Here is a 22,881-nt window from a genome sequence, read left to right as displayed (position 1 = left end):
GAGTAAAAATCAAAATTTGCATTATAGTCAAAGAATTAGATTTATTCTGATTCTTAGAGGTGTTATAGTTGAGTAATACACCTATTAAAACATAAAAATGATCCTTGAAGTAAACAAGTTAAGGAAAGAAGTCTCTTCTGGAGAAAGTAAATTAGTCATACTGGATGATGTGAGTTTTGATCTTCTTGAAGGTCAGTCTTTGGCAATAACTGGACCATCTGGATCCGGAAAATCAACATTACTTGGTCTTCTAGCTGGCCTTGATACCGCCACCAGTGGTGAAATTTACCTTAATAAAGAGGCTTTACATGAATTAGATGAAGAGCAAAGAGCACTTTTAAGAAAGGAAAAAGTTGGTTTTGTTTTCCAATCATTCGAACTCCTCCCAAGCCTTACCGCTTTAGAGAATGTTATGTTACCTTCTGAGTTAAAAGATGAGGATGAACCAGAAGAAAGAGCAAAATATTTCTTGGATAGAGTTGGGTTAAATGAAAGAGGACATCACTATCCAAATCAATTATCCGGTGGAGAGCAGCAAAGAGTTGCTATCGCAAGAGCATTTGCTTGCTCTGCAAAGATATTATTTGCTGATGAACCGACCGGTAACCTAGATCCAAAGAATGGAGAAATGATTTCAGACCTTCTTTTTGAAGTTAATTCAGAAACTGACAATGCATTAGTTGTTGTGACGCATGATCATGATCTAGCAGATAGATGTGATAAAAAGATTAATCTTAAATTAGGAAAAATAGTTGAATAATGTTGTTTAACCTCTCGTTTAAAATATTTTTAAGAGAGCTTAGATCAGGTTATTTGACTTCTATACTTGTTTCTTTGGTACTAGCCATAACAATTGTTTCTGGAATATCACTTTTTACAGATAGGTTGGAAAAAGCCTTGAGTGCTGAAACGGAAGAATTCCTTGGTGGAAACCTTAAATTTGAGTCAAATCAAAATACCGTTAAAAGTAAATTACAAACACAAGTTTTCCAAGATATAGATTTTATGGAGATGGTTCTGTTTGCTTCAGTCATCTTTTCTAAAGAAGACATGCAGCTAAGCTCCGTAAAGGCTGTTGATAATGCCTATCCACTTATTGGAGAGTTGGAACTTCAAAATAAATCCGGAAAATTCTTAACTAAACAAAGTCCTGAATTAGGAACGGTTTGGATGGATGAAAGACTGCAAAATTTATTGAATTTATCTTACGGAGATAAAATCTTTCTCGGTGATTCAGAGTTTATTTTTGCGGCTACAATTCTGTATGAACCAGATAGAGCATCAGGTAACTTTGCGTTCGCCCCCAAAACTATCATGAATTTTAAGGATGTAGATTCTACAAATATCATCCAGCCAGGTAGTAGAGTTGAATACAATTATCTATTTAAAGGGCCTGAAGACGAAATAGAAAATGTCAGAAATTATCTTGAGACTATTAAAGAAAATGGAGACGACATAGAGGTGCTAAGTGAAGATTCTAGCTCTCTTGGAAGAACTATTGATAGGTCAGAAAATTTCTTTCTCTTAGGGGGCTTAATAGCTGTTCTGTTATCAGCTTGTACTGTTGGAATTGCGTCTCAAAGATTTACTAGAAGACATGTAAGTTATGTTGCTATATTGAAGACGCTTGGAATGAAAACTACACAAATTAGGACAATGTATTTCCTTTTATTCCTATTCATGACTTTCCTTACATTATTATTTGGTCTAATACTCGGATGGACTCTACAGTCCCAATTTATAAACTTGATGTCATCTTATTTTCCTACTGAATTACCTCCTCCAGGTTACTATCCAATACTTATAACTTGCTTAACTGTTTTGATATGCCAATTTGGTTTCATTTATCCTCACATAATAAAACTCATAACTATATCTCCAATGAGAGTATTGAAAGATGATATATCCTTTGACTATGGGTTCATTCCAGTTTTTCTAATGGGACTGGCTGCTTTCCTTCTTCTTCTCTACCTTTATACAAATCAATTAACTTTATCATTAATAATCTTTTTCGGTGTCATCGGCTTTTCAGCGATAGGTATTGGATCCATATATTTGCTGCTTGGAAAAAATAAAAAAGGTTTAGGCGCTTCTGGCCCTATATTGCTAGCTCTATCTGAACTTAGGCGAAGAAAATTTGGTAATTCTTTCCAAATATTTGCCTTTACGATTGCTATAGGTTTAACACTGATAACGTTTTCTGCAAGTAAAAACCTTCTGGGATCTTGGCAAACTTCTATTCCTGAAGACTCACCCAATAATTTTGCTATTAACATAACTCCTGAGGATAAAGAAAATATGCAATCTTTTTTGCAGGAGAATAATATTCAATCTAAACCTTTCTATCCCGTCACCAATGCAACTATTTTTAAAAAAGAGGAGCAAAACGAAGAAGACAAAATAGATAGAAATTTTAATATTACTTGGATTGAAGAACTTCCTGAACAAAATGACATACTGAAGGGAGAATGGTTTGATAAAAATTTAAATAATGGTATTTCTATTTCTGATGATATCTCTGATAGATATGAGTTAGAAATAGGAGATGAAGTATTCATTAAAGTAGGTGAAGAAATAATTAAGTCCTACGTTCAAAGTACTAGGACGGTCAATTGGGATAATTTTTCCCCAAATTTTTTCATTATTGGTCATCCTTCTCTTTTTAAAGATATCTCCTCTACTTATATAACTTCTTTTTATATTCCATCTGATAAACAATATCTCGCTGCTGACCTTATGAGGGAATTCAGAACTGTTTCGGTATTTTCAATAGAGGAATTAATAGAACAAGTCAAAGAAATAATTGAGCAGGTTACTCAAGCATTAAATTCTATTTTATTGCTTACATCACTTAGTGCCGTCTTCTTAGCATTCTCAGCGTTACAAGATGGCTTCAGTGTCAGGAAGCATCAGTCAGCAGTACTTAGAACTTTAGGAGCATCAAATATTCTGATTAAACAATCAACTTTATTTGAGTTTACCCTATTAGGTCTAATTTCAGGAACACTTGGAGCTTTAGTTGCGTATGCCGGAATCTATTTCATAGAAACAAAAGTATTCGAAACAACTGCAAGCTTCTATCCGGAAATATCAATAATGGGGCCTCTGATAGGAATTATTGTTGTTTCATCTCTTTGTTACTACCTAATAAGCGGCATCGCAAAGCAATCTCCAAAAAAATTATTAATGCATTAGCTATAAAAAAGCCTGCATAAAGCAGGCCTTTTTAACTCATTTCAGCCTATTTAGTAAGCACCAAACTTCTTAGTAAACGAAATGCCTCCCATTCGTGGAAGTGTTGGAACAACAGATACTAAGAAACCTTGGGTTTCGTCATCAGTTGACATATTTCTTACACCAATTTTATCCATTACATTGTTTACAAAAAACATAACTTCTAAATCACCTTCATTATTAGTCCATGTAGCTTTCATATCTACACGGCTAAAGGCAGGTGAAATGTGATAAGGCATCGCTGCGTCTGACCAAATGATTTCATCAGTCCATGAAACACCTACCAAGTAATCTATAGAACCATCATTTAATTCTTGAGTATAGTTGGAATAAACTGAAAGTTTATTTTCAGGAATTCTTTCCATTTTTACTCCATTAATTGGTCTCTCTCGTTCTTTAATTGAGTAGAGAGAACTAGGTGCATCAGGATTGTTAACCTCAATGACACCTCTATTGCCAAATGCATCGACTATTTCCTCTGAGAATCTAGCATCTGTATAACTATAGTTACCACCGATAATCCAGTTAGGTTGTGGCATATATATAGCTTCCAGCTCAAACCCCTTAGTCTCAGCTTCAGGATAACCAACAACAGATGTACTCACTCCGCCCAAAAAGCTTTGTGACTCAAATTGACCATGTATATTTTCATAAACATATTGATAAGTCGAAGCATTAATTTGCAAAGTATTGTCCATGTAAGATCCTTTATGACCTAATTCATAGGAGGTTACTTCTTCTGAATCATAGGAAGGGAAAGCTGAGAAATAACCCAAATTAAATCCTCCAGCTCTGTGACCTGTTGTCACAGATAGATACCATAAAGCATTATCCGTAGGGGAGTAATCAACATTCACCCTATAGTTAGATTCTTCGAATTCCCTTTCCATAGATCTATAAAATGATCTTGAATAAGGAACACCTTTAAATCTTATTATTCCATTTCCTGTAGGTGTACCATCAGCATTTAATGCGCCGGTAGAAACGTTAAAGGCAAGCAGATTCGCCGCAGTTAAATCTGCTTCGTTGTATTGAACAAGATTTTCTTCTGCAACTTTTTCATCCTCGCTATATGAACCTCCTAACGTGATGGCCCAAGTATCATTTATTTGATACTCAGTTTGGAAATAAACAGCATAAGCATCGGTTTTATTTTCTGTTTGCCAAACAAATGTTGTTCCCGGTGAAGGATTAGGACCGTTTCTCAGAACAGCATTTTCTCCATCCCAAGGACCAGAAATAATACATACTTGGGTCAAGGCTGGATCAGCAAAGTCAGGTACTGGTGCGGCTCCTAAAAGGCTGGCAATTCCACAGCCCGTATCTCTAGCAGTATATGGTCCAGCAGTTGTGGGGAATGCAGGTACGGTTGGATTGGCTCCACCATAAGCTGCTATTGCTGTGAGCATTTGAACTTGCCTTGAAGCATCTGCAGGGACTGAAGAACCGTAATCAGCTGGCTGAGAATAACGTGCATCACCATTTGGATTGAAAAAATCTAAGTCTTGATCAATCTCCTCATGATACTCGAACAAACCACCAACAAAACTCCAATCATCAGTTATATCCCAAAAGAATTGTATTTCATGCTGATAATTCTCATTTTCTTGCATAGCATGAAATTGCTCATCATAAAGTGGGTTTCCTGTTCTATCATCATCCGTAATTCTGGTATACAGATAATCAGTATAAGAACCAATGTATTTTATACTTAAATCATCTCTAGCATCCCACGTATAATTAATAGTTCCAGCTTGATGATCAAAATACTCATCATTAAAGCCATTTGTAGATGTTACAAGATCATCTCCATCTAATGAGGGAATACTTTTTCCATCACCGAGCATTGTTGCTGCCAGTATGTCGGCATCATAACCAAAAGCAAAGTTTGGACTAACACCGGTGCCTGCAAATGTTGCAGGGTCAACACCCGGAACAAGGAACTGGCCAAATCTCTGGATACCTTTATGATTAAATTCAAAAATCTGATACCCGGGAGTAGCACAATTGGCAACTGTTCTATCCGCTAGGCTCGAACATGGTATATTTGGATCAACTGGCCTATACCCATGCACCATAAGATCATTTCTTCTTAGGTTTCCTCCATACTCACTAGTCGTTAGTAGTCCTGCACCTTGTGCTGAACTAATAATTCTTCCATAACTTCTTTCATTTCCTCTTATATCAAAAGTATGGTTATCATTTTCCCAACGTAATGCAAGAGTGTAGTTTTCATCTTCATAACTATCAAGATCCTCACCGGCCCCAAGATCTTTAATAACACCATCTCTACTTCTGTTTACTACTATGAGTCTCGCACTTAAGTTATCAGTCAAGCCTCCATTTATAAATCCATATCCTTCAGCCATGCCATAACTTCCAACTAAAGTCCTTACTTCTGCTGAAAAATCCTGTGACGGCTTGGATGTGATGAAGTTTACTGCACCTCCAATACTGTTCCTTCCATAAAGAGTTCCCTGAGGTCCTCTTAGAATCTCTATTCTTTCTATGTCATAAAGTCCGTTATCTGTAGATGCAATACCAAAATCAACATTTGAAATATATAACTATCAAAATACCCCTAATTAGATATTCAATCAAGAAAAATCTAATAGAAATAATACGCCATAAAAAAAGCAAATAAGTTATTTATCCCATGAAGCATTATTGGCAGACTTAAAGACTTATAGGCCATCCTTATGTAACCAAGAAAAATACCGAAAATGAACAAAACGACCAAGATAAGAGCTTCATATTGAAAATGGATTACTGTCCATAAAAAGCTGCTAAGGGTTACAGCTCCCCATGGACCTATTCTTGTTCGACTCAGCTGAGAATACAAAAAGCCTCTAAAAATAAATTCCTCTGCTATGGGAGCAATAATAACAACGGAAATAAGGCCTAGGATTAAAGGTTCAGACAACATAAATTCTAAAAATCCCATGGGCATCTCAATGCCAAGGATCCACATATAGATTTCTTCTAATAAAATAAAGGCAGCTAAAAAGAGCGTTCCGAAAAATAAATCTTTTTTATTTAGATTCAAAGAACCTAGGTCACCAAAAGGTATTTGCCTAACTCTCATTCTCCAGAGCACAAAAGCTAGCAAGGTTGTCATTGAAAAAATTGAAACTAAATTATCTGCAATTGGGTGCATGTTGATCAATCCCAGGTAATTCATATCAACCTCTACTGGATTCTGATAAACCCACTCTCCAAGAAATCCAACGAGTATGGCAAAAGGAATTGGAATCAAGTTAAAAGATAGGAAAATAAAAAGTACTGCCCACCACCCGCTATAGTATTCAGTTGTGTTTATATCTGTCATCAATCAATAGTACGACAAAATAAATTTTAAAAGAAGATAGAAATCTTTTTTAAGTTATTTAGGTAAAATTTAAATATACTTAATGAATAAGAGTTTTACCTTTATTTCAATGAATACTATTAAAACCAACCAAAAATCTAAAGCTTTGGTAACAGGTTTCTCCTCTGGAATTGGTCTCGCGTATTCGAAATATTTGGCGTTAAATAATTGGCAACTTGAGCTCGTAGCACAAAATCCAGAAAAATCTGAGATGGCTTTTAATGTAATTAAAAATAAGGACTCTACCTATCATCTTGCAGATCTATCTAAGCCTGAGGGAGTGCAAGAAATTACAAACAAAGTGAAAGATCCCGATTTAATAATTGCTAACGCAGGCATCACTATGTTTGGTGAAGCAGGAAGTATCGATAAAGAAGCTAGAAAAGATCTATTTTATCTCCTGTGCAATGGTGTGATTGATTTAATAGAAGCCTATGTTCCAAGTATGGTTAAAAAGGGTAAAGGACGAATTGTGATCATATCAAGTATAGGAGCAATAACACCTATGCCTAAGTCTTCAATCTATGCATCTGCTAAATCTGCAATATATTCATATGGTCAATCCCTATCCCAAGAACTTTCTTCTAAAAATATATCTATCACCGTGAGTTTGCCAGGGTATGTAAAAACTGAAGCTCATTCCAGAGCAGGCTTAGATCATCTTAGAGAAAAAATACCATCATGGATGTGGATAGATGCCGAAAAAGTAGTATCAGAAACTGAAGAAGCTTCTCTAAAAAGAAAATCAACTGTAATACCAGGTAAAGTCTATAAGCTTGTTAGACCATTCCTCGGAATGTCATTATCAACAAGCATTTGGAATAAAATTACAAAAAGGAATAAGAAATAAATATGAAATGTAAGTTTTTATTAATTATCTATTTATTTATACCTTTTCATATTTTTTGTTCAGAGGATGAAAATTTAAACCTAAATATATTGGTTTATAACACCCACGGACTACCTGAGATATTTATTGATGATAATCCCAAAATGCGCTTTCCCATTATCGGAGAAAAAACACGAGATTTTAATATCTCTTTATTACAAGAAGACTATTCACATCATGAAGAATTATCTTCTGGACTCGGCACCGAAAGCATTGCTCATAGAGGTGGAATGGGAACTTTTCTTTGTCCGTTTTGTACTGGCTCAGGTCTAACTTCCATATTCAATTTACCTGATGGCTGGTTAATTGAAGTTGAGAATGAAACCTATGAGGATTGTTCTGGTTGGTTAAGAGGAGCAAATGACTGTTTTGCTTATAAAGGATTCCAGATAATCAAAATTACTACTCCAAATGAGAAAGATTTTTATATTATCAATACTCATATGGATGCGGGCAGAAGAGACTCAGACAGATATGCGAGAGAGAAACAATTAGAAAATATTATCTCAGCTGTTAATGAGAAAAAAGACCTAAAAGCTTTGATAGTTGCGGGCGATCTTAATCTAAATTCCAAAGATCCAGGAGATATGGAACTGTTAAAACAGTTTAAGAATGAATTATCCTTAATGGATACTTTTGAAGATACTCAAATTGATGCAAGATGGTCCATCTTGGACTATATCCTCATAAAACAAGGAGAAGATGTGAGGTTTAAGATAAATTCAGTTGGAGAAGATAGATCGTTTTTTACAGAAGAAGGTCCTTTGAGCGATCATCCAGCCCTTTTTATAGAATTAAATATCTATTGATTGGTGGAGCTAGGCGGGATCGAACCGCCGACCTCAACACTGCCAGTGTTGCGCTCTCCCAGCTGAGCTATAGCCCCAAATTACAACATTCACTGTCACTGTTGAAAATGATACTATAACTACTTATTTTTTTTTGATAAAAATTTTACTATGCAACGACACTTAATAGCTCTTTCTATATTCTTTAGCCTCGCCTTACCCCAATACATATACTCCGATACTTCAAAAAATGCAGAGATTTTCGGATCTCTGCCTGATATTTATGAAGTGAGAATTTCTCCAAACGGAAGATATATCGCTGTCCAACAAAAAACTGAAGAGACAGTAATCGTCAAAATACTTGATCTAGACTCTTCTCAGCTAGTCAACGTACATGATTTTGGAAAAAAAGGACGTATAAGCGACTTCTTTTGGGCAACAGATAATAGAATTGTATTCTCAGTCACGAGACCAGATTCAAGGAGTACTGCAGAATTAAATATTGGACAATTAGTCGCTGCAGATTTAGATGGAAGAAATACCAAATTAATAGCAGGATACGGTTCTGCACCTGACCATCTTCAGGGTGTCAGAAACAGAGCAAAATCAAATCCGGAGAGGCCGGCTAGCATAGTTCATAGATTGCCCGATGATGATGATCATATTCTTGTTAACTTTTTCGATAATGCTGGTTTTAATGATTTAGCAAAACTCAACATCATTTCAGGAAAAGTAACATTTATTACTCGTTCTCCAGTCATATACCCCACATGGGTATTTAACAATAAAGGTGATTTAATGGGAGTTTGGACTTCAAATCTGGAAAATACATCTGAGATTTATCTTTATAAACCTAATTTACCTTCTGGGTCCCTCTCAAGTAGAGAATGCGGTTCTGAAAATAATTGTTATATACCACCAATCAGAGAAGACAATAAGATGCCTGGATGGGTATTCTACAAAGATTTCGAATTCCCAAAAAATGCGTCGATCGAAGGTTTCAGTCCAAATGGAAAGATGATGGTGACTGAATATATGGATCAAGATACTACAGGTTTATATGAGTATGATCTTAAAAAGAATACATATGAACTAATTTACAGGCATCCAAGAGTTGACATAACAGGCGTAGCTTCAAGTATTGATGATGGTCCATATGGAATTAGGATAGATGACGGAAAACCTGAATATCTGTATTTATCGGAACCTAACCGCCTAAAAGATCTACATATAAAGTTTTTCAATGCATTCCCTGGAAGCAAGACTATGTTAACGTCAAGATCAACTGATTACTCCCGTGCAGTTGGTTATGTGTCTGCAGATAATAATCCTGGAATTTATTATTTACTAGATGTAAAGAAAAACCAAATCGCGCCTTTAGGAAGATTTTGGTCTAAAACTTCTTACGATTCTCTTTCAAAAATGGAAGTTTATGACTTTAAAAATAAGCATGGAGATTTAATCCAGTCATATTTCACCAAGGCAGTTGGGAAAAAAGATGCACCTACTATAATTATGCCTCATGGAGGGCCTTGGGCTCGAGACATGTGGGGTTTTGATCCCGAAGTGCAATTTCTTGCTGCAGAAGGATTTAATGTAATACAAAATAATATTCGAGGATCCAGCGGATATGGACTTAAACACATGAAAGAAGTCTACGGGAATTTTGATACAGTTCTCGAAGATATATTTGATTCTTTAGAATTTTTTGATGAGAAAGGACTTATTGATAAATCAAATGTTTGTATTTATGGTGGCAGCTATGGTGGTTATGCATCTACTCAAGCTCCAATGATGAGACCAGATCTGTTTAAATGTGCCGTAAGTGAAGCTGGACTCTATGATATAAATGCTCAGTATAAGAGTGGTGACATAAGATGGGCCAGAGGAGGAAAGAAATTTCTGCAAGCAACATTTGGTGATGGCAATGAAGCTAAAAAACAATCTCCAGTTAATTATGTTGAAAAATTGAAGATCCCTTTCATGATAATTCACGGCGGGAAAGATATCAGGACACCATATAAAGAAGCAGTTACTTTCATGAAAGAGCTCGATAAAAGAGGCATCACTTATGAAAAAATGATTGTTGAAAAAGAAGGTCATGGCTTTTCTGAAGAAGAAAATAGAATTGAAAAACTTAAACGTATAAGTGCCTTTTTTAATAAGTACTTAGCTACTTAATATCTCTAACTTCATTAATATTCTTTATTAATAATGATTGATGCACCGTTATGTAAAATTGATGGTATAAACTGTCCTGATGGTAGCGCTTACTATTTCCCTTTAGACAATGAGAACAAATTAAGAGTTGCCTTTTGGAACCTTGATAGCAACAAAGGCACGATTATTCTTCAATCCGGTAGGACAGAATTTATAGAAAAGTATTATGAAGTGGTTTGTGAATTCATTGAGAGAGACTTTTGTGTTGCCATGATGGATTGGAGAGGACAGGGTCTTTCTACCAGAAAGGCAAGTAATAAAAAAATTGGTCATATTGATAAATTTGAGACTTATGACCTAGACTTGATTAAAGTTATTAATGAGTGTTTTTCTTTAAAGTGCCCACAACCTTTAATAGGTTTTGGACATTCAATGGGTGGTTGTCTTATGACTTCTTACTTTATTTCTTCTGAAAATATATTAAGTAAATGCATACTCTGCGCTCCAATGGTTTCTGTCAGAGCAAATGCTGTTTCGAGAAGGATAGTAAGTTTATTGGGAATTTTCGAAAATTTCGGTTTAAGTGCGTTTCCAATGCAGAAACCTTCTTGGGATGATGACTCAGGATGGCAAGAAGAGCCTTTTCTAGAGAATGCTCTCACAACAGATGAAGAAAGATTTAGTAGGACTTTTAAATTTCTTAGACAGTTTCCTGATTTAGGCATTAGAGGAATAACTATAGGCTGGCTGAAGCATGCCCTGAAAAGGACTAATGATTTTAAATCAATAGATTGGTCCTCTGCAATTAACAGACCTCTCCTGCTTCTAGATGCCACTAATGATAAATTAGTAAATAGCTCAGTGAATAAGAAATTATTAGGTCAGTCTGATTTAACGACTATTGTTTCTTTAGAATCTCAGCATGAGATTATGATGGAAAAGGATGAGATACGTAAAAAGGCCTGGGAAGCTATTGATCAGTTTTTAAGTTCTTAATTTTAATTAAGAAACTTTCTAATCTTCTTATAGTAATTTCTTTTTCGAGTATCTCACATACCAGGTCTATTGAAGGAGAGTTTACTGTTGCGGTGAGAGCTAGCCTAAGAGGCAAGCCAATCTTTCCAAAGCCTATTTCAAGATCAAGAGCTACTCTATCGATAACTTCTTTTATATGAGCTTGTTCCCAAATCTGAAGTGCCTCTAATTGCTCTTTTAAAAGAGATAAATGATCAAATGTGTTCTCTTTACAATGCTGTAATAGCAGTGACTGCTCGTAATCTTCTGGATCCTTGAAGAAATAGTCAGCATTTGTAGAGAATTCATTTAATGTTGAACATCTATCTCTAATTGTTTCCAAGACAGTTTTAGAATACTCACTTCCATCAAAATCCTTCGGCGGTACAACTTTCATCAATTGATCTAAGCTCATTTGATCCAAATAATATTTGTTAAACCAAAGTAATTTATCCATTGAGAAAGTAGCAGGAGACTTATTTAAAATTCCTAACTGAAAATTTTTTTTCATATCTTCTCCATTGAATATTTCGTCATCACCCATGGACCATCCTAATCTTAGCAGGTAGTTCTTTAAAGCTTCAGGCAAAATACCCAACCTGGCATACTCTCGTACTCCTAAAGCTCCATGCCTTTTAGATAATCTTTTTCCGTCTTCGCCAAGAATCATAGGAACGTGTCCATATGTGGGAACATTTTTGTTGAGAGCCTTAAAAACATTTATCTGCTTAAAGGTATTATTAACATGGTCATCACCTCTGATAACATGAGAAATATCAGAATCTAAGTCATCTACTACTACACACAGGTTGTAAGTTGCAGAACCATCACTTCTTTCAATAATAAAATCGTCTAATTGTTCATTTGCGACTTCTATTTGGCCTTTTACAATATCCGCATAAACTGTGTTGCCCTCTTCTGGCATTTTAAAGCGCACTACCGTTTTATTATCTCTTGGAAGATTTTGGTCCCTGTACTTTTTATCAGTCTCTAAGTCTTCACCCTTACAAATATAAGCTGAACCTTGGTCTAGAAGCTGATCTATAATTTCTTTATACCGATCAGCATTATTTGATTGGTAAATAACCTCATTTTCAAATTCAACTCCAAGCCATTTAAAACTTTCAATAATTTCTGCCGTGTATTCGTCTTTTGACCGTTCTTTATCTGTATCTTCAATTCTGAGTAAACAGTCTCCATTTTGAGATTTAGCAAAGAGCCAAGCAAAAAGTGCTGTTCTAGCTCCTCCAATGTGTAGATAACCTGTGGGGCTAGGAGCAAATCTTGTTCTGATCGCAGACATTTACTAGTTTAGTCCCAGTGGGTCTATACCTGTTTCTTCTTTCATTCTGAGTAAGTAATCTTTATGAGCTTTATTCTCTTCTTCAGTTAACTCGATAACTTTTAAATTTAATTCGGCATCTGATTTGTTAAAGGAATCATTTTGTGCCTTTTCCTGTTCTTCAGTCGAAACACTGAAGTCAAGATTACTCTGCCCACCAGTCATGGAAAGATACACATCGCCGAGTATTTGTGAATCAAGCAATGCTCCATGTAGCTCTCTATCATATCCGCCAATTTCATATCTTTTCACTAATGCATCTAGACTATTTCTTTGACCAGGATGTTTTTCTCTTGCGATCTGAAGAGTATCCGTAATCTTCATTACGCTATCTGATACTGTAGGCAATTTATTTGAGAGAAGCTTGATTTCATGATCAAGAAAATTTACATCGAATTCTGCGTTATGTATGAGCAACTCTGATCCGCTAATAAATTTAAGAAATTCTTCATAAATATCTTTAAACCTGGGTTTATCACTAAGAAATTCTGTTGTCAGTCCATGAACCTCGAGTGCTCCTTCATCGCTATCTCTATCTGGATTTAAATAAATGTGAAATTGTTCTCCTGTGAACTTTCTATTTACTAATTCTATACAACCAATCTCAATGACTCTATGTCCTGATTTCGGATCTAATCCCGTTGTTTCAGTGTCTAATATTATTTGTCTTAGCATTTAAAGTTCATCTATTCCCTTATTAGCAAGCATATCAGCTATCTCATTTTCTCTATGTCCTGCATGAGCTTTCACCCATCTCCACGACACTTTATGAAATGAATTTAAAATATCCAATTGCTCCCATAAATCCTTATTCTTAACAGGTTTCTTAGAAGCAGTAACCCAATTTTTAGTCTTCCAATTCTCCAGCCATTTAGTAATACCGTCTTTTACGTAATTGGAATCAGTAGTTATTGAAACTGAAACTTTATCATCAAAATGCTCTAGGGCTTTTATGGCAGCTTTTAGTTCCATTCGATTGTTAGTCGTATTTTCCTCTCCTCCATATAATATAGTTTCTTCACCGTCTATTATAAATAGAACACCCCAGCCTCCAACCCCTGGATTTCCTCTGCAGGCACCATCAGTAAAGACTTCTATTTCCTTCATTTTTATAAGATACTTATTGTATTACAGTTAATAAGACTATTCTCAAACTAAGTCATAAACAGGATGAAAATAAATTATTTAGATGCATTTAGCGATAACTATATTTGGACTATGGAGTCTGAAGGTAAGATTGCAATTGTTGATCCTGGAGACGCAAAACCGATACATGAATATATAAGAAAAACAGGATATGTTCTAACTGATGTATTAATTACTCATCATCATTGGGATCATACTGGAGGTCTTGAGGAAGTGATTGAGGAATATAAGTGTCAAGCTTATGGACCTTCAGGAGGTCACATCAAAGGCATCACAGACCCTCTTCATGATAATGAAAATTTTACTATCCTTGATAGATATAAATTTCGAGCGTTTTCTGCACCAGGGCACACCAATGATCAATTATCTTATTTTTGTGATGAGACTGATAAGCCAATTCTTTTTTCCGGGGATACATTATTTTATGCTGGTTGTGGAAGATTGTTTGAAGGTACGCCTGAAGATATGCTCTTTTCAATGGACCGATATAAGGAGCTCCCCTCCGATACGCTTGTATATTGCGGGCATGAATATACAGAATCTAATTTAAAATTTGCAATGACTGTAGAGCCTCATAATGAAGAAATACTTAAAGCATTAAAGGAAGTACAAAAATCTAGATCTATTAATAAGCCATCATTACCTAGCCGAATAGACATCGAACTAAAAATAAATCCTTTTATGAGATGTAGAGAGGCATCAATAATTAAAGCTGCAGAAAAATATTCAAAAAGAAAACTTGATAATACTGCTGAAATATTAGGTGAAATAAGAAATTGGAAAGATAACTTTTAAAATGTTTAGAATCTTCCTTGCTTTGGGTTTAATTTCTTTAAGTAGTTGTGCCTCCGCATCTAATTTTAACGTATCTAATTTAGAATCCATAACAATCTCAAATTCAGATATTGTTAATTTAAAGCCTGAGGAAGCTCCATATGATCTTTGGGAGAGAATTAGACTAGAGCTATCAATCACCATTCCAGATGATCAAATAGCTGCTACGAGTTTATATAGAGAAAGGCTCTATAGTAACCAAACAGCAGTCAACAGAATCAGTAAATCTGGTCAGAGATATCTTTATCATACACTCACAAGGGCCGAAGAATTAGGTCTTCCGGTTGAATTGGCATTATTACCATTTGTTGAAAGTGAATTTGATCCCTATGCAAAATCAGTTGATGGAGCTACAGGTATTTGGCAATTTATGCCTGCTACAGGAAAAGAATGGGGTTTAAAAAGTAACTGGTGGTATGACGGAAAAAAGGATGTGTTGGCTTCTACTGAAGCTGCTTTGCAATTCCTTTCGTATCTTCACGAAAAATTTGAAGGAGATTGGCTGCTTGCGATGGCAGCTTATAATACTGGACCTACTAGAGTTAACCGGGCGATAAAGAAAAATAAGAGAGAAGATAAACCTACAAGATTCTGGGACTTAAACCTTCCAAAAGAAACAACTGCTTATATTCCTAAATTACTTGTTCTTTGTGAGTTAATAAAGGATCCCAAATCATTTGACGTAAATTTACCAAGCATTGCCAATAGACCTTATTTTCAAAGAGTTAAAATTCCGGGTCAATTAGACCTTATGCAAGCCGCTGATCTTGCGGGTCTTAAACCTGAAACAATCTATGAGTTAAATCCAGGATTTAATCAGTGGGCAACCGACCCTAGCGGACCGCATTATCTACTATTACCAGTAGGCGTATCAGATAGGTTTATGACACAGCTTGAGTCATTAGATCAAGATGATCTAGTTAGATGGGATCGTTATAAGATCAGAAGAGGTGACAATCTTTATAAAATTGCCTCGCGTTACAAAATTGAAGTTGCAGTTCTTATGGAAATTAATGGATTGGCGTCTGACTTAATCATTGCAGGCAAGGAGATAATGGTCCCGAGAGGATCTGCATGGGCTGGAAAACAAAATCCAAGGGAACAAGTTTATATAGTAGTCAGTGGAGATTCACTTTGGAATATATCCAAGAAATTTAAGGTTTCAATTGAAGATGTGATCTTATGGAACGATTTAGATATTGAGGTGCCTCTTCAGATTAATCAAGAAATTAAGATATTTTCACGATATGAAAGAATAAGACAAGATTTGCCTTCAAGAGACTTACGCACAATGCTATATCCAGTTAAATCGGGAGATACTATTAGCAGGATAGCATCTAAATTTGAAATCACTGCAAAAGATATACAAGAATGGAATGAGATAGAGGATGTTTCAAAAATTTTCCCTGGACAAGTTCTTAAGCTGCTTCTTTAACTATCCGCTGTTCTTGGATCAATTGCATCTCTCAAGCCATCCCCGATAAAATTTAATGAAAACAAAGTGAGAGAAAAAGCTAGCGAAGGAAAAATCAAAAGCCACCAATATTCCTCCATTGAAACAGCGCCATCTCTAATCAACAGGCCCCAAGAACTTAAAGGAGGCTGGACTCCAAGGCCAAGAAAGCTAAGAAAGGACTCCAAAAGCATAATTTGAGGAACAGTTAAAGTGGCATACACAATTACGGGTCCCATGGCATTTGGAATCAAATGCCTAAATATAATACTCAACTTACTAACACCCATTGCCTCAGCAGAGAGAATAAATTCTTGTTTTGAAAGGTTTAATACCTGACTTCTTACTATCCTTGCCATAGTTAGCCACTCAACTGCACCTATTGCCAAAAAAAGTAAGATAAGGTTTCTTCCAAAGATAACCATTAATAGAATAATTAATATTATAAATGGTATGCCGTATAACGTATCTACAATCCTCATCATAACTGCATCTGTTTTGCCTCCGGAAAATCCTGCAACAGTTCCCCATACCACACCAATAACTAATGCTACGGATGTAGCTAAAAACCCAACCATCAATGATATTCTACTTCCGTACATCATTCGCGTAAGTAAATCTCTGCCTAAGGTATCTGTCCCTAGCAAATGGTCTGAAGACGGTGCAGAAGCGCCTAGAGCAAGATCTTGATAAGCGTAATCGTAAGGTGCTATGAAAGGTGTAATTATTGCAACTACTACAAGTAATGAAATATAAATTAAACTAAAAAGTGATAATTTATTTGTTGTAAGTCTAATTAAAGCGTCTCTAAATAAACTACTTTCTTGATTATTCATTATCTTAATTTTGGATTAATAGCAGCAGCAATTAGATCTGAAACTAAGTTGAGACCGATAATCAGACACGAAAAGAAAATAGATGAACCGAGAATCATAGTGTAATCTCTATTAAAAGCAGCTTCGACATAAAATCTCCCTAACCCTGGGATGCCAAAGATTGTTTCTACAACAAAAGAACCTGCTAATAGACCAGCCATTGCTGGTCCTAGAAAGGCTATTACAGGTGTTAACCCACCCTTCAAAGCATGCACTAAAACAACTCTAGTTTCGGAAAGTCCCTTTGCTCTGGCTGTTCTAATAAAATCTTGATTTAGAACTTCAAGCATACCTCCTCTAGTTAGCCTCGCACAATATGCTGCATAGGCTGTACCTAAAGTTATTGTTGGTAATATTTTGTCTCCTGATAAATCTCCCCAACCTGAAACAGGCAAAATTTCCAGCCATATACCAAAAATTAAAGTTAGTAGGGGTCCTAAAATTATAGAGGGAACGCATATTCCGACCATAGCGGACGTCATAGGTATATAGTCAAGGAAAGTATTTTTTTTGAGTGCACTAATAATTCCAGTACCTATTCCAATTAATAGGGCAAAAATGATTGAATAAATTGCAAGCTCAAAAGTTATCGGTAACCCAGTGAAAATAAGTTCACTGACTGTTCTGCTTGGATATCTAAATGATGGACCAAAATCTCCAACCAATACTCCTCCCAGATAGTCTGTATATTGCTCAATTAACGGTGCATTTAAATTGTACCTTTCATTGAGTTTTTCCATAACTTCAGGCGAGACAGCCTTATCTTCGTCAAAAGGTCCACCAGGAGCTGCATGTACCATTACAAAAGTTACTGTAATGACAGCTAGAAGAACGGGTATGGCTGTAAAAAGCCTTTGTAAAATAAGATTAAACAAATTTAATTACTTTCTAAGTATACGAACTGATAAGGTCTTGAATCCAAGATATTATTTCCCCACCCTTTCACATCCTCATGCAGCATATAAATCCTAGTATAGGTGTAAATAGGTATTATGGGCATTTCATCCATTAATATTTTCTCTGCTTCGTAAAATTTATTAAACCTTTGTTGTTGTGAAGTGCTATTAGCTGCTTCTTTTAATAAATTATCATATTGTTTATTGGACCAACCCGTTTGATTATTCCCTCTGTCGGTTACCATCATATCCAAGAAACTTTTTGGATCTATATAATCACCTATCCATCCAGCTCTAGCTATTTGAAAGTCACCTATTGATTGTCTAGACAAATAAACTTTCCAATCTGTATTTGTAAGAGTGACATCAATATTTAAAGATGTTTTCCACATTTGCTGTATAGCTTGAGCTAATTTTTGATGACCTTCGCTTGTATTATATAAGAGGTCAACAACAGGAAAGTCTACTCCATCTTTATAACCAGCCTGTTTTAGTAAGTCTTGAGCTTTTTCAGGATTATACTCAAGGGAAGTTGGTGGAAAATAAGAATCAGGATCAGGCGGGGTAAAAGAAAAAGCTTCTTGCTGACCGCCCTTTGTGACTTTATCAACTATTAAAGTTCTATCTAATGCTAGAGAGAGCGCCTGTCTAACTAATTTGCTATCAAAGGGAGTCTTTTTAGTATTAAACCGATAGTAATAAGTACCGTAAAATGGATCTACTTGAATATTATTAGGATACTTTTCTTGATAGGACTCAACTTTTTCAGGAGGAACAGTACTGGTCACATGCAACTGACCTGATCTAAACATTAAATCTTCACGAGATGCATTATCAACTGGGAAAAAGTGAATCTCATTCAATTGAACGACTGAGCTATTCCAGTAAGAAGGATTTTTCTTAACAATTATTACTTTATTTAGTTCCCATTTATCAAGTGTAAAAGGTCCATTACCAATGAAATTCCCGGGCCTAGTCCACTGACTACCAGGTGTATCCATTTCACCAAAAGACTCTATTGTTTCTTTATGAACTGGTCTTGTTGTGTAATGACAAAGTAACTCTAGAAAATAAGGAGCAGGATTTTTTAAAGATACTTTCAATGTCTTACTATCAAGTGCTTTAACTCCTACTTTTGAAAAATCTTCTATTTCTCCTTTATTGTACTCTTCGGCATTGACTACATCATAAAGCATGTCTGGGTATTTAGATCCGAGACTCGGCATGAGCATCCTGTTCCAAGCATAAACAAAATCATATGCTGTTACATAATCTCCATTTGACCAAAGTGCATTGTCTCTGAGATAAAAAGTATATGTTTTACCATCTTTAGAAATATCCCAATCTTTGGCAACCCCAGGAAGAGGTTCAGGACCATCTGGATTTCTAATAACAAGACCTTCCAGCAAAGCCATCAAAACTTTACTTTCGGGCACTCCAGTGACTATATGAGGGTCAAGATCTTGAGGTTCGGTCCCGTTACCAATATATAAAATCTTATTTTCTACAGCTGTATCAACAGGTTTTATAGACTCAGTGCATCCTAAGATAAGAGTGAGAAAAGATATTATCAATAAATTTCGCATATCTACATTATAAAAGAATAAAAAAAAGGCCGGTATAACCGGCCCTTCTTTTTTTTTACTTTACAGCTTCCATCTTAATCCGACGTAGTGGAACTTACTGTCCCAAACTCTTGCATAAGACTGAGCAGTGTAATGAGCACCAGGAACTGGTTCATTATTACATGTTGGGCAATAAGGAGGTTGTTTATTGGTTAGATTGTCTATACCAAAGTAAACATCCATATTGTCAGTTAAGTCATATCTGACCTGAAGATCATAATAGGTCATTGCATCAACATCTTGATTTTCCCAAGCATTAGGGCTCTGAGATACATCGTCTAAGGCTTCGCTATAGTAATTAGCTTGTAGAGAAACGAGCCAATCATCAGTAGTATATAAGAAGTTAATTCTTGCAATCTCGTCGTTAAAACCTACTTCTCCAACATAATCAAAAGGATTTGACGTGTCAGTAGTCTGTTGTATGTGTTTATCTCTGACAGTAATAATACCCCTGATGTCTAGCTCACCTGGAACAGGTCCAAGATCTTCAAATGTATAAGCAGCAGCTAAGTCATATCCCGCAGTTTCATAATAAGATTGGTTGATGCCGTAAGAGTACCAGTACCTTAAGTGTCCAGTATCGAACCTCTCGTGAGCATTACATTGAGATACAGGATAGTCAGTTGCTTCATAACACTCTCTTATTAATCTTGAAGCAGAAACATTTGAGATAACATCTTCAATCTCAATTTGATAATAATCAAGAGTAACAGCTAGTCCTTCAACATATGTAGGTGTCCATACAAGACCTAGTGTTGTAGTATCAGCAGATTCTTCCTCTAAGTTTGGATTACCTCCAAGAAAACCTGATATGGTTTGAGTTTGAGGTTGAGAATATGAGAAACCAGGTATGGTAATGTTTTGATCAACATCAAATCTACCTGTTGCAGCTGTAGCCGCAATTCTAGGATCAGATAAACAGTTTGCAACAACAGTTGGATTCATATTCGCCTCAGCTGCTGGATTTCCTACGCCTGAACACGGATCAGGGATAGGATCATAAGTTTGGGCTTGTCCAGAAAAAAGGTCATCAATGCTTGGAGCCCTAACAGATTCAGAGATAACACCTCTAAATCTTAAATCATCATTGAATACCCAACTTAAACCAAATTTTGAAGCACTGACTGTGCCTGAAGTATCATAGTGATCTGTTCTGTAAGCAGTTTCGAATGTAACTTCATCAGCAAATGGTAGACCTTGCACAAGTGGCACAAGGAATTCGGCATAGTAACCGTTAACAGAATATTCACCTGTAGTACGAGGTACCTTATTTCCTCCATGAAGTCCAGCAAGCTGAAGAGGATCAGGAATATCAGCAGCTCTCTCTTCTCTTCTCTCTACACCTGCAGCAAAAGAAGCATCTAGTCCCACAAGATTGAAGTCTCCAGTTACATTGAACGCCGCAACTCTTTGTTTGTTTTTGCTCTGTCTTGAAGTCGTGGCCTTGACATAAGCTACGGCCTCCTCTGAAGCAGCATCAATACCAAATAAGTTAATAGGTACACAATTTCTTGCTTGAGCGGTAGGATCTAAACACACAGGTGCACCTGTTGGACCTGAAATTGCCTGGACAGCATATGCCATGTTAGCAGCATTGTAGGCTCCGCTGTATTGCATCCTGTCTGAGAAACCATAAGAATAGTAGGCATCCCAATCAAATCCGTTCGAAAAAGTTCCTTCAAAACCAATAGAACCTCTAAAAGTTTGTCTTGTATTTTCTGATCCACGTAAACCAAATTCAGCAAGTCTCCTTATGAAAGGAACCTCAATCTCGTTACCTGCAGCATTTAAGTACATGCCAGGAACTGCTACACCTGCAGAGTCAAGTCCCACTGTATAGTCGGATAATTGAACATTTCCAAGAGCATCTAGTCCGGTTGCACCATCCAATAAAACACCTTGAGCTGCTACTGCCGCACTACGAATGGCCGCTGGCATAAACGGGTTTCGAATGTTATAACCTTTTGTTCCCAAGCCTCCAAAAGCATCTTCTGAGCTAAAAGGAACTGGTTCAAATTCTGATTTTGAGTCTACGCTAGCAAAAGAGAATTCTGCAAACATTGTTGTGCCGCTATCGAATTCATATTTAGTAGAGTTAAACACGCTATATCTATCTAGAGGGACTTCCAAGGCTCTATAGTAAGTCCTGTTAAATCCGCAAGCTGCCGACCCACCCCATGGAACTACTGTATCCGATTTAACAACTGAATCCACATCTCTCTGAGAACAATCGAAGGTTAACATGCCCGACGAATTGCCGTTATTACCACTTGGAAAAAATCTTCCTTGGGGAGGATAAGAAGAATACCCTGGATCGAGTGCGAAGTCATACCAAGAAGGTACTCCATAAATCTCTGCGTAATATCCATAGTGAAAAATATCTCTACCTGTGTAAGGCGTTCTGTCTCTAGCTAAAACTCGACCTTGTTCGTCCGTTCTGATATTGAAGATTGATGAACCCCTGCCGTCAGCAAATTGAGCACCAAATGTTACGGAAGCTAGGCTCGTCTCACCGTCACCCGCATCATATGCTCCCTCCATGACTTCTACAGACATTCCTTCAAAATCATCCTTGAGTATTATATTTACAACACCAGCTATCGCATCAGAACCATAGACTGAAGAGGCTCCACCAGTAATTACTTCCAATCTCTCGATTAAATCCGTAGGAATAGAATTCAGATCGACAATACCAGTTCCAGGTTGTCCACCGACCCATCTCCTTCCATTAACTAGAGTCAAAGTTCTTCCGTTACCTAGACCTCTTAAGTTAACTGTCTGTACACCTGAGCTACCTACGGTAAAGTTCGTGTTACCTCTTGAAAGAGCTTCACCAGCTTGAGGAAGCTCGTTAAGAATGTCATAAACGTTGACTGAACCAGTATTTTCAATCTGGTCTTCCCCTAAAGTCACCATTGGTGTAGGAGAGCTAATATTGTCGGCACGTTTAATCCTTGAACCTGTTACAACTATTTCTTCAGCAACTTCTGCAGAATCTTCGTCCTCGTCTGCTGAGATTGAAAAGATTGAACCAAAGCTAAGTAACGCAATCAGTGCAAACCCTAGCGATGATTTAGAATAAAATAAAACGGAATTTTTCATATATATACCCCAAATATCTAAAAATCGAGGGTTCAAAGACCCTCAACTTCAAACCTTAATGCAAAAAAGTGGTTTTAGCAACAGTTTAACGGCGATTTTGTGACGGAGAAAATGTCAAAATTGACTATAGATTTTGCCTAAAAAGTCTAAAATATA

Annotated in this window: 17 protein-coding genes, 1 tRNA gene and 1 pseudogene; 8 read left to right on the top strand and 11 right to left on the bottom strand. The window is 36.3% G+C overall.

The genetic code is table 11. The annotated features are described in order from the left end of the window. The first annotated feature begins 100 nt into the window (after positions 1–100). The gene (locus tag M9C83_03210; GenBank protein URQ67391.1) at positions 101–760 is read left to right on the top strand and encodes an ABC transporter ATP-binding protein; all 660 of its coding nucleotides are present in this window, start codon (positions 101–103) and stop codon (positions 758–760) included. A gap of 53 nt (positions 761–813) precedes the next feature. Further along, positions 814–3,195 (top strand): hypothetical protein, encoded by a 2,382-nt coding sequence (locus M9C83_03205; protein URQ67218.1) that lies wholly within the window; start codon positions 814–816, stop codon positions 3,193–3,195. A 50-nt stretch (positions 3,196–3,245) separates the two neighbouring features. Here M9C83_03205 and M9C83_03200 read toward each other — a convergent pair whose 3' ends face one another. From M9C83_03200 to M9C83_03190, 3 genes and pseudogenes are all read right to left on the bottom strand, one after another. Beyond that, a complete protein-coding gene (locus M9C83_03200; protein URQ67217.1) occupies positions 3,246–5,603 on the bottom strand; it encodes a TonB-dependent receptor in 2,358 nt (785 codons plus the stop codon). A 48-nt stretch (positions 5,604–5,651) separates the two neighbouring features. After that, positions 5,652–5,744: pseudogene (locus M9C83_03195) on the bottom strand (TonB-dependent receptor plug domain-containing protein). 98 nt (positions 5,745–5,842) lie between these two features. After that, positions 5,843–6,562, bottom strand: a complete 720-nt coding sequence (locus tag M9C83_03190) for a CPBP family intramembrane metalloprotease (protein URQ67216.1) — start codon at positions 6,560–6,562, stop codon at positions 5,843–5,845. Positions 6,563–6,644: 82 nt separating this feature from the next. Here M9C83_03190 and M9C83_03185 point away from each other — a divergent pair, with 82 nt between their 5' ends. Continuing rightward, the gene (locus M9C83_03185; GenBank protein ID URQ67215.1) at positions 6,645–7,451 is read left to right on the top strand and encodes an SDR family NAD(P)-dependent oxidoreductase; all 807 of its coding nucleotides are present in this window, start codon (positions 6,645–6,647) and stop codon (positions 7,449–7,451) included. 2 nt (positions 7,452–7,453) lie between these two features. Beyond that, positions 7,454–8,299, top strand: coding sequence for a hypothetical protein (locus tag M9C83_03180; GenBank protein URQ67214.1), 846 nt, complete (start codon positions 7,454–7,456; stop codon positions 8,297–8,299). Position 8,300: 1 nt separating this feature from the next. Here M9C83_03180 and M9C83_03175 read toward each other — a convergent pair. After that, positions 8,301–8,376, bottom strand: a tRNA-Ala gene (locus tag M9C83_03175). Between the two features lie 73 nt (positions 8,377–8,449). On the opposite strand from M9C83_03175, the gene M9C83_03170 reads away from it, so the two are divergent. Both M9C83_03170 and M9C83_03165 read left to right on the top strand, forming a co-directional pair. Continuing rightward, a complete protein-coding gene (locus tag M9C83_03170) occupies positions 8,450–10,459 on the top strand; it encodes an alpha/beta fold hydrolase (protein ID URQ67213.1) in 2,010 nt (669 codons plus the stop codon). 33 nt (positions 10,460–10,492) lie between these two features. Beyond that, positions 10,493–11,434, top strand: a complete 942-nt coding sequence (locus M9C83_03165; protein URQ67212.1) for an alpha/beta hydrolase — start codon at positions 10,493–10,495, stop codon at positions 11,432–11,434. Here the strand turns inward: M9C83_03165 and gltX are convergent. From gltX to rnhA, 3 genes are read right to left on the bottom strand one after another with little or no spacing between them, the layout of a single operon-like run. Next, the gene (gene gltX, locus M9C83_03160; GenBank protein ID URQ67211.1) at positions 11,409–12,755 is read right to left on the bottom strand and encodes a glutamate--tRNA ligase; all 1,347 of its coding nucleotides are present in this window, start codon (positions 12,753–12,755) and stop codon (positions 11,409–11,411) included. The genes M9C83_03165 and gltX overlap by 26 nt on opposite strands. A 3-nt stretch (positions 12,756–12,758) precedes the next feature. Continuing rightward, a complete protein-coding gene (gene dnaQ, locus M9C83_03155; GenBank protein ID URQ67210.1) occupies positions 12,759–13,469 on the bottom strand; it encodes a DNA polymerase III subunit epsilon in 711 nt (236 codons plus the stop codon). Beyond that, entirely contained in the window at positions 13,470–13,901 is a 432-nt protein-coding gene (gene rnhA, locus M9C83_03150) for a ribonuclease HI (GenBank protein ID URQ67209.1), read from the bottom strand. 63 nt (positions 13,902–13,964) lie between these two features. On the opposite strand from rnhA, the gene gloB reads away from it, so the two are divergent. Then, positions 13,965–14,735, top strand: coding sequence for a hydroxyacylglutathione hydrolase (gloB, locus tag M9C83_03145; GenBank protein ID URQ67208.1), 771 nt, complete (start codon positions 13,965–13,967; stop codon positions 14,733–14,735). 1 nt (position 14,736) lies between these two features. After that, positions 14,737–16,209 (top strand): LysM peptidoglycan-binding domain-containing protein, encoded by a 1,473-nt coding sequence (locus M9C83_03140; GenBank protein URQ67207.1) that lies wholly within the window; start codon positions 14,737–14,739, stop codon positions 16,207–16,209. Here M9C83_03140 and M9C83_03135 read toward each other — a convergent pair. The 4 genes from M9C83_03135 to M9C83_03120 are packed head-to-tail and all read right to left on the bottom strand — an operon-like array spanning position 16,206 to position 22,725. Continuing rightward, entirely contained in the window at positions 16,206–17,063 is an 858-nt protein-coding gene (locus M9C83_03135) for an ABC transporter permease (protein ID URQ67206.1), read from the bottom strand. The genes M9C83_03140 and M9C83_03135 overlap by 4 nt on opposite strands. After that, complete coding sequence (locus tag M9C83_03130) at positions 17,063–17,977, bottom strand: ABC transporter permease (GenBank protein URQ67205.1); 915 nt, start codon at positions 17,975–17,977, stop codon at positions 17,063–17,065. Before M9C83_03130 ends, M9C83_03135 begins: the two co-directional genes overlap by 1 nt. A 2-nt stretch (positions 17,978–17,979) precedes the next feature. Beyond that, positions 17,980–19,584 carry a peptide ABC transporter substrate-binding protein gene (locus tag M9C83_03125; protein ID URQ67204.1) on the bottom strand — a complete coding sequence of 535 codons (1,605 nt, stop codon included), beginning with the start codon at positions 19,582–19,584 and terminating at the stop codon, positions 17,980–17,982. Positions 19,585–19,644: 60 nt separating this feature from the next. Beyond that, positions 19,645–22,725: a TonB-dependent receptor gene (locus M9C83_03120; GenBank protein ID URQ67203.1), complete on the bottom strand. Its 3,081-nt coding sequence runs from the start codon at positions 22,723–22,725 to the stop codon at positions 19,645–19,647. Positions 22,726–22,881: the final 156 nt, after the last annotated feature.

It is taken from the genome of SAR86 cluster bacterium, assembly GCA_023703575.1.
In the GTDB taxonomy this organism is placed as follows: domain Bacteria; phylum Pseudomonadota; class Gammaproteobacteria; order Magnimaribacterales; family Magnimaribacteraceae; genus Magnimaribacter.
Note: the sequence above shows the minus strand (reverse complement) of the source record. Positions and strands in the feature narration are given on the sequence as shown.

Excerpts from the sequence above, each read along its gene's own strand:
- M9C83_03140 (URQ67207.1), top strand. The coding sequence starts at position 14,737 with ATGTTTAGAATCTTCCTTGCTTTGGGTTTAATTTCTTTAAGTAGTTGT.
- M9C83_03190 (URQ67216.1), bottom strand. The coding sequence starts at position 6,562 with ATGACAGATATAAACACAACTGAATACTATAGCGGGTGGTGGGCAGTA.
- M9C83_03125 (URQ67204.1), bottom strand. The coding sequence starts at position 19,584 with ATGCGAAATTTATTGATAATATCTTTTCTCACTCTTATCTTAGGATGC.
- dnaQ (URQ67210.1), bottom strand. The coding sequence starts at position 13,469 with ATGCTAAGACAAATAATATTAGACACTGAAACAACGGGATTAGATCCG.
- M9C83_03200 (URQ67217.1), bottom strand. The coding sequence starts at position 5,603 with ATGGCTGAAGGATATGGATTTATAAATGGAGGCTTGACTGATAACTTA.
- M9C83_03180 (URQ67214.1), top strand. The coding sequence starts at position 7,454 with ATGAAATGTAAGTTTTTATTAATTATCTATTTATTTATACCTTTTCAT.
- M9C83_03185 (URQ67215.1), top strand. The coding sequence starts at position 6,645 with ATGAATAAGAGTTTTACCTTTATTTCAATGAATACTATTAAAACCAAC.
- M9C83_03120 (URQ67203.1), bottom strand. The coding sequence starts at position 22,725 with ATGAAAAATTCCGTTTTATTTTATTCTAAATCATCGCTAGGGTTTGCA.
- M9C83_03165 (URQ67212.1), top strand. The coding sequence starts at position 10,493 with ATGATTGATGCACCGTTATGTAAAATTGATGGTATAAACTGTCCTGAT.
- M9C83_03135 (URQ67206.1), bottom strand. The coding sequence starts at position 17,063 with ATGAATAATCAAGAAAGTAGTTTATTTAGAGACGCTTTAATTAGACTT.
- rnhA (URQ67209.1), bottom strand. The coding sequence starts at position 13,901 with ATGAAGGAAATAGAAGTCTTTACTGATGGTGCCTGCAGAGGAAATCCA.
- gltX (URQ67211.1), bottom strand. The coding sequence starts at position 12,755 with ATGTCTGCGATCAGAACAAGATTTGCTCCTAGCCCCACAGGTTATCTA.
- gloB (URQ67208.1), top strand. The coding sequence starts at position 13,965 with ATGAAAATAAATTATTTAGATGCATTTAGCGATAACTATATTTGGACT.
- M9C83_03170 (URQ67213.1), top strand. The coding sequence starts at position 8,450 with ATGCAACGACACTTAATAGCTCTTTCTATATTCTTTAGCCTCGCCTTA.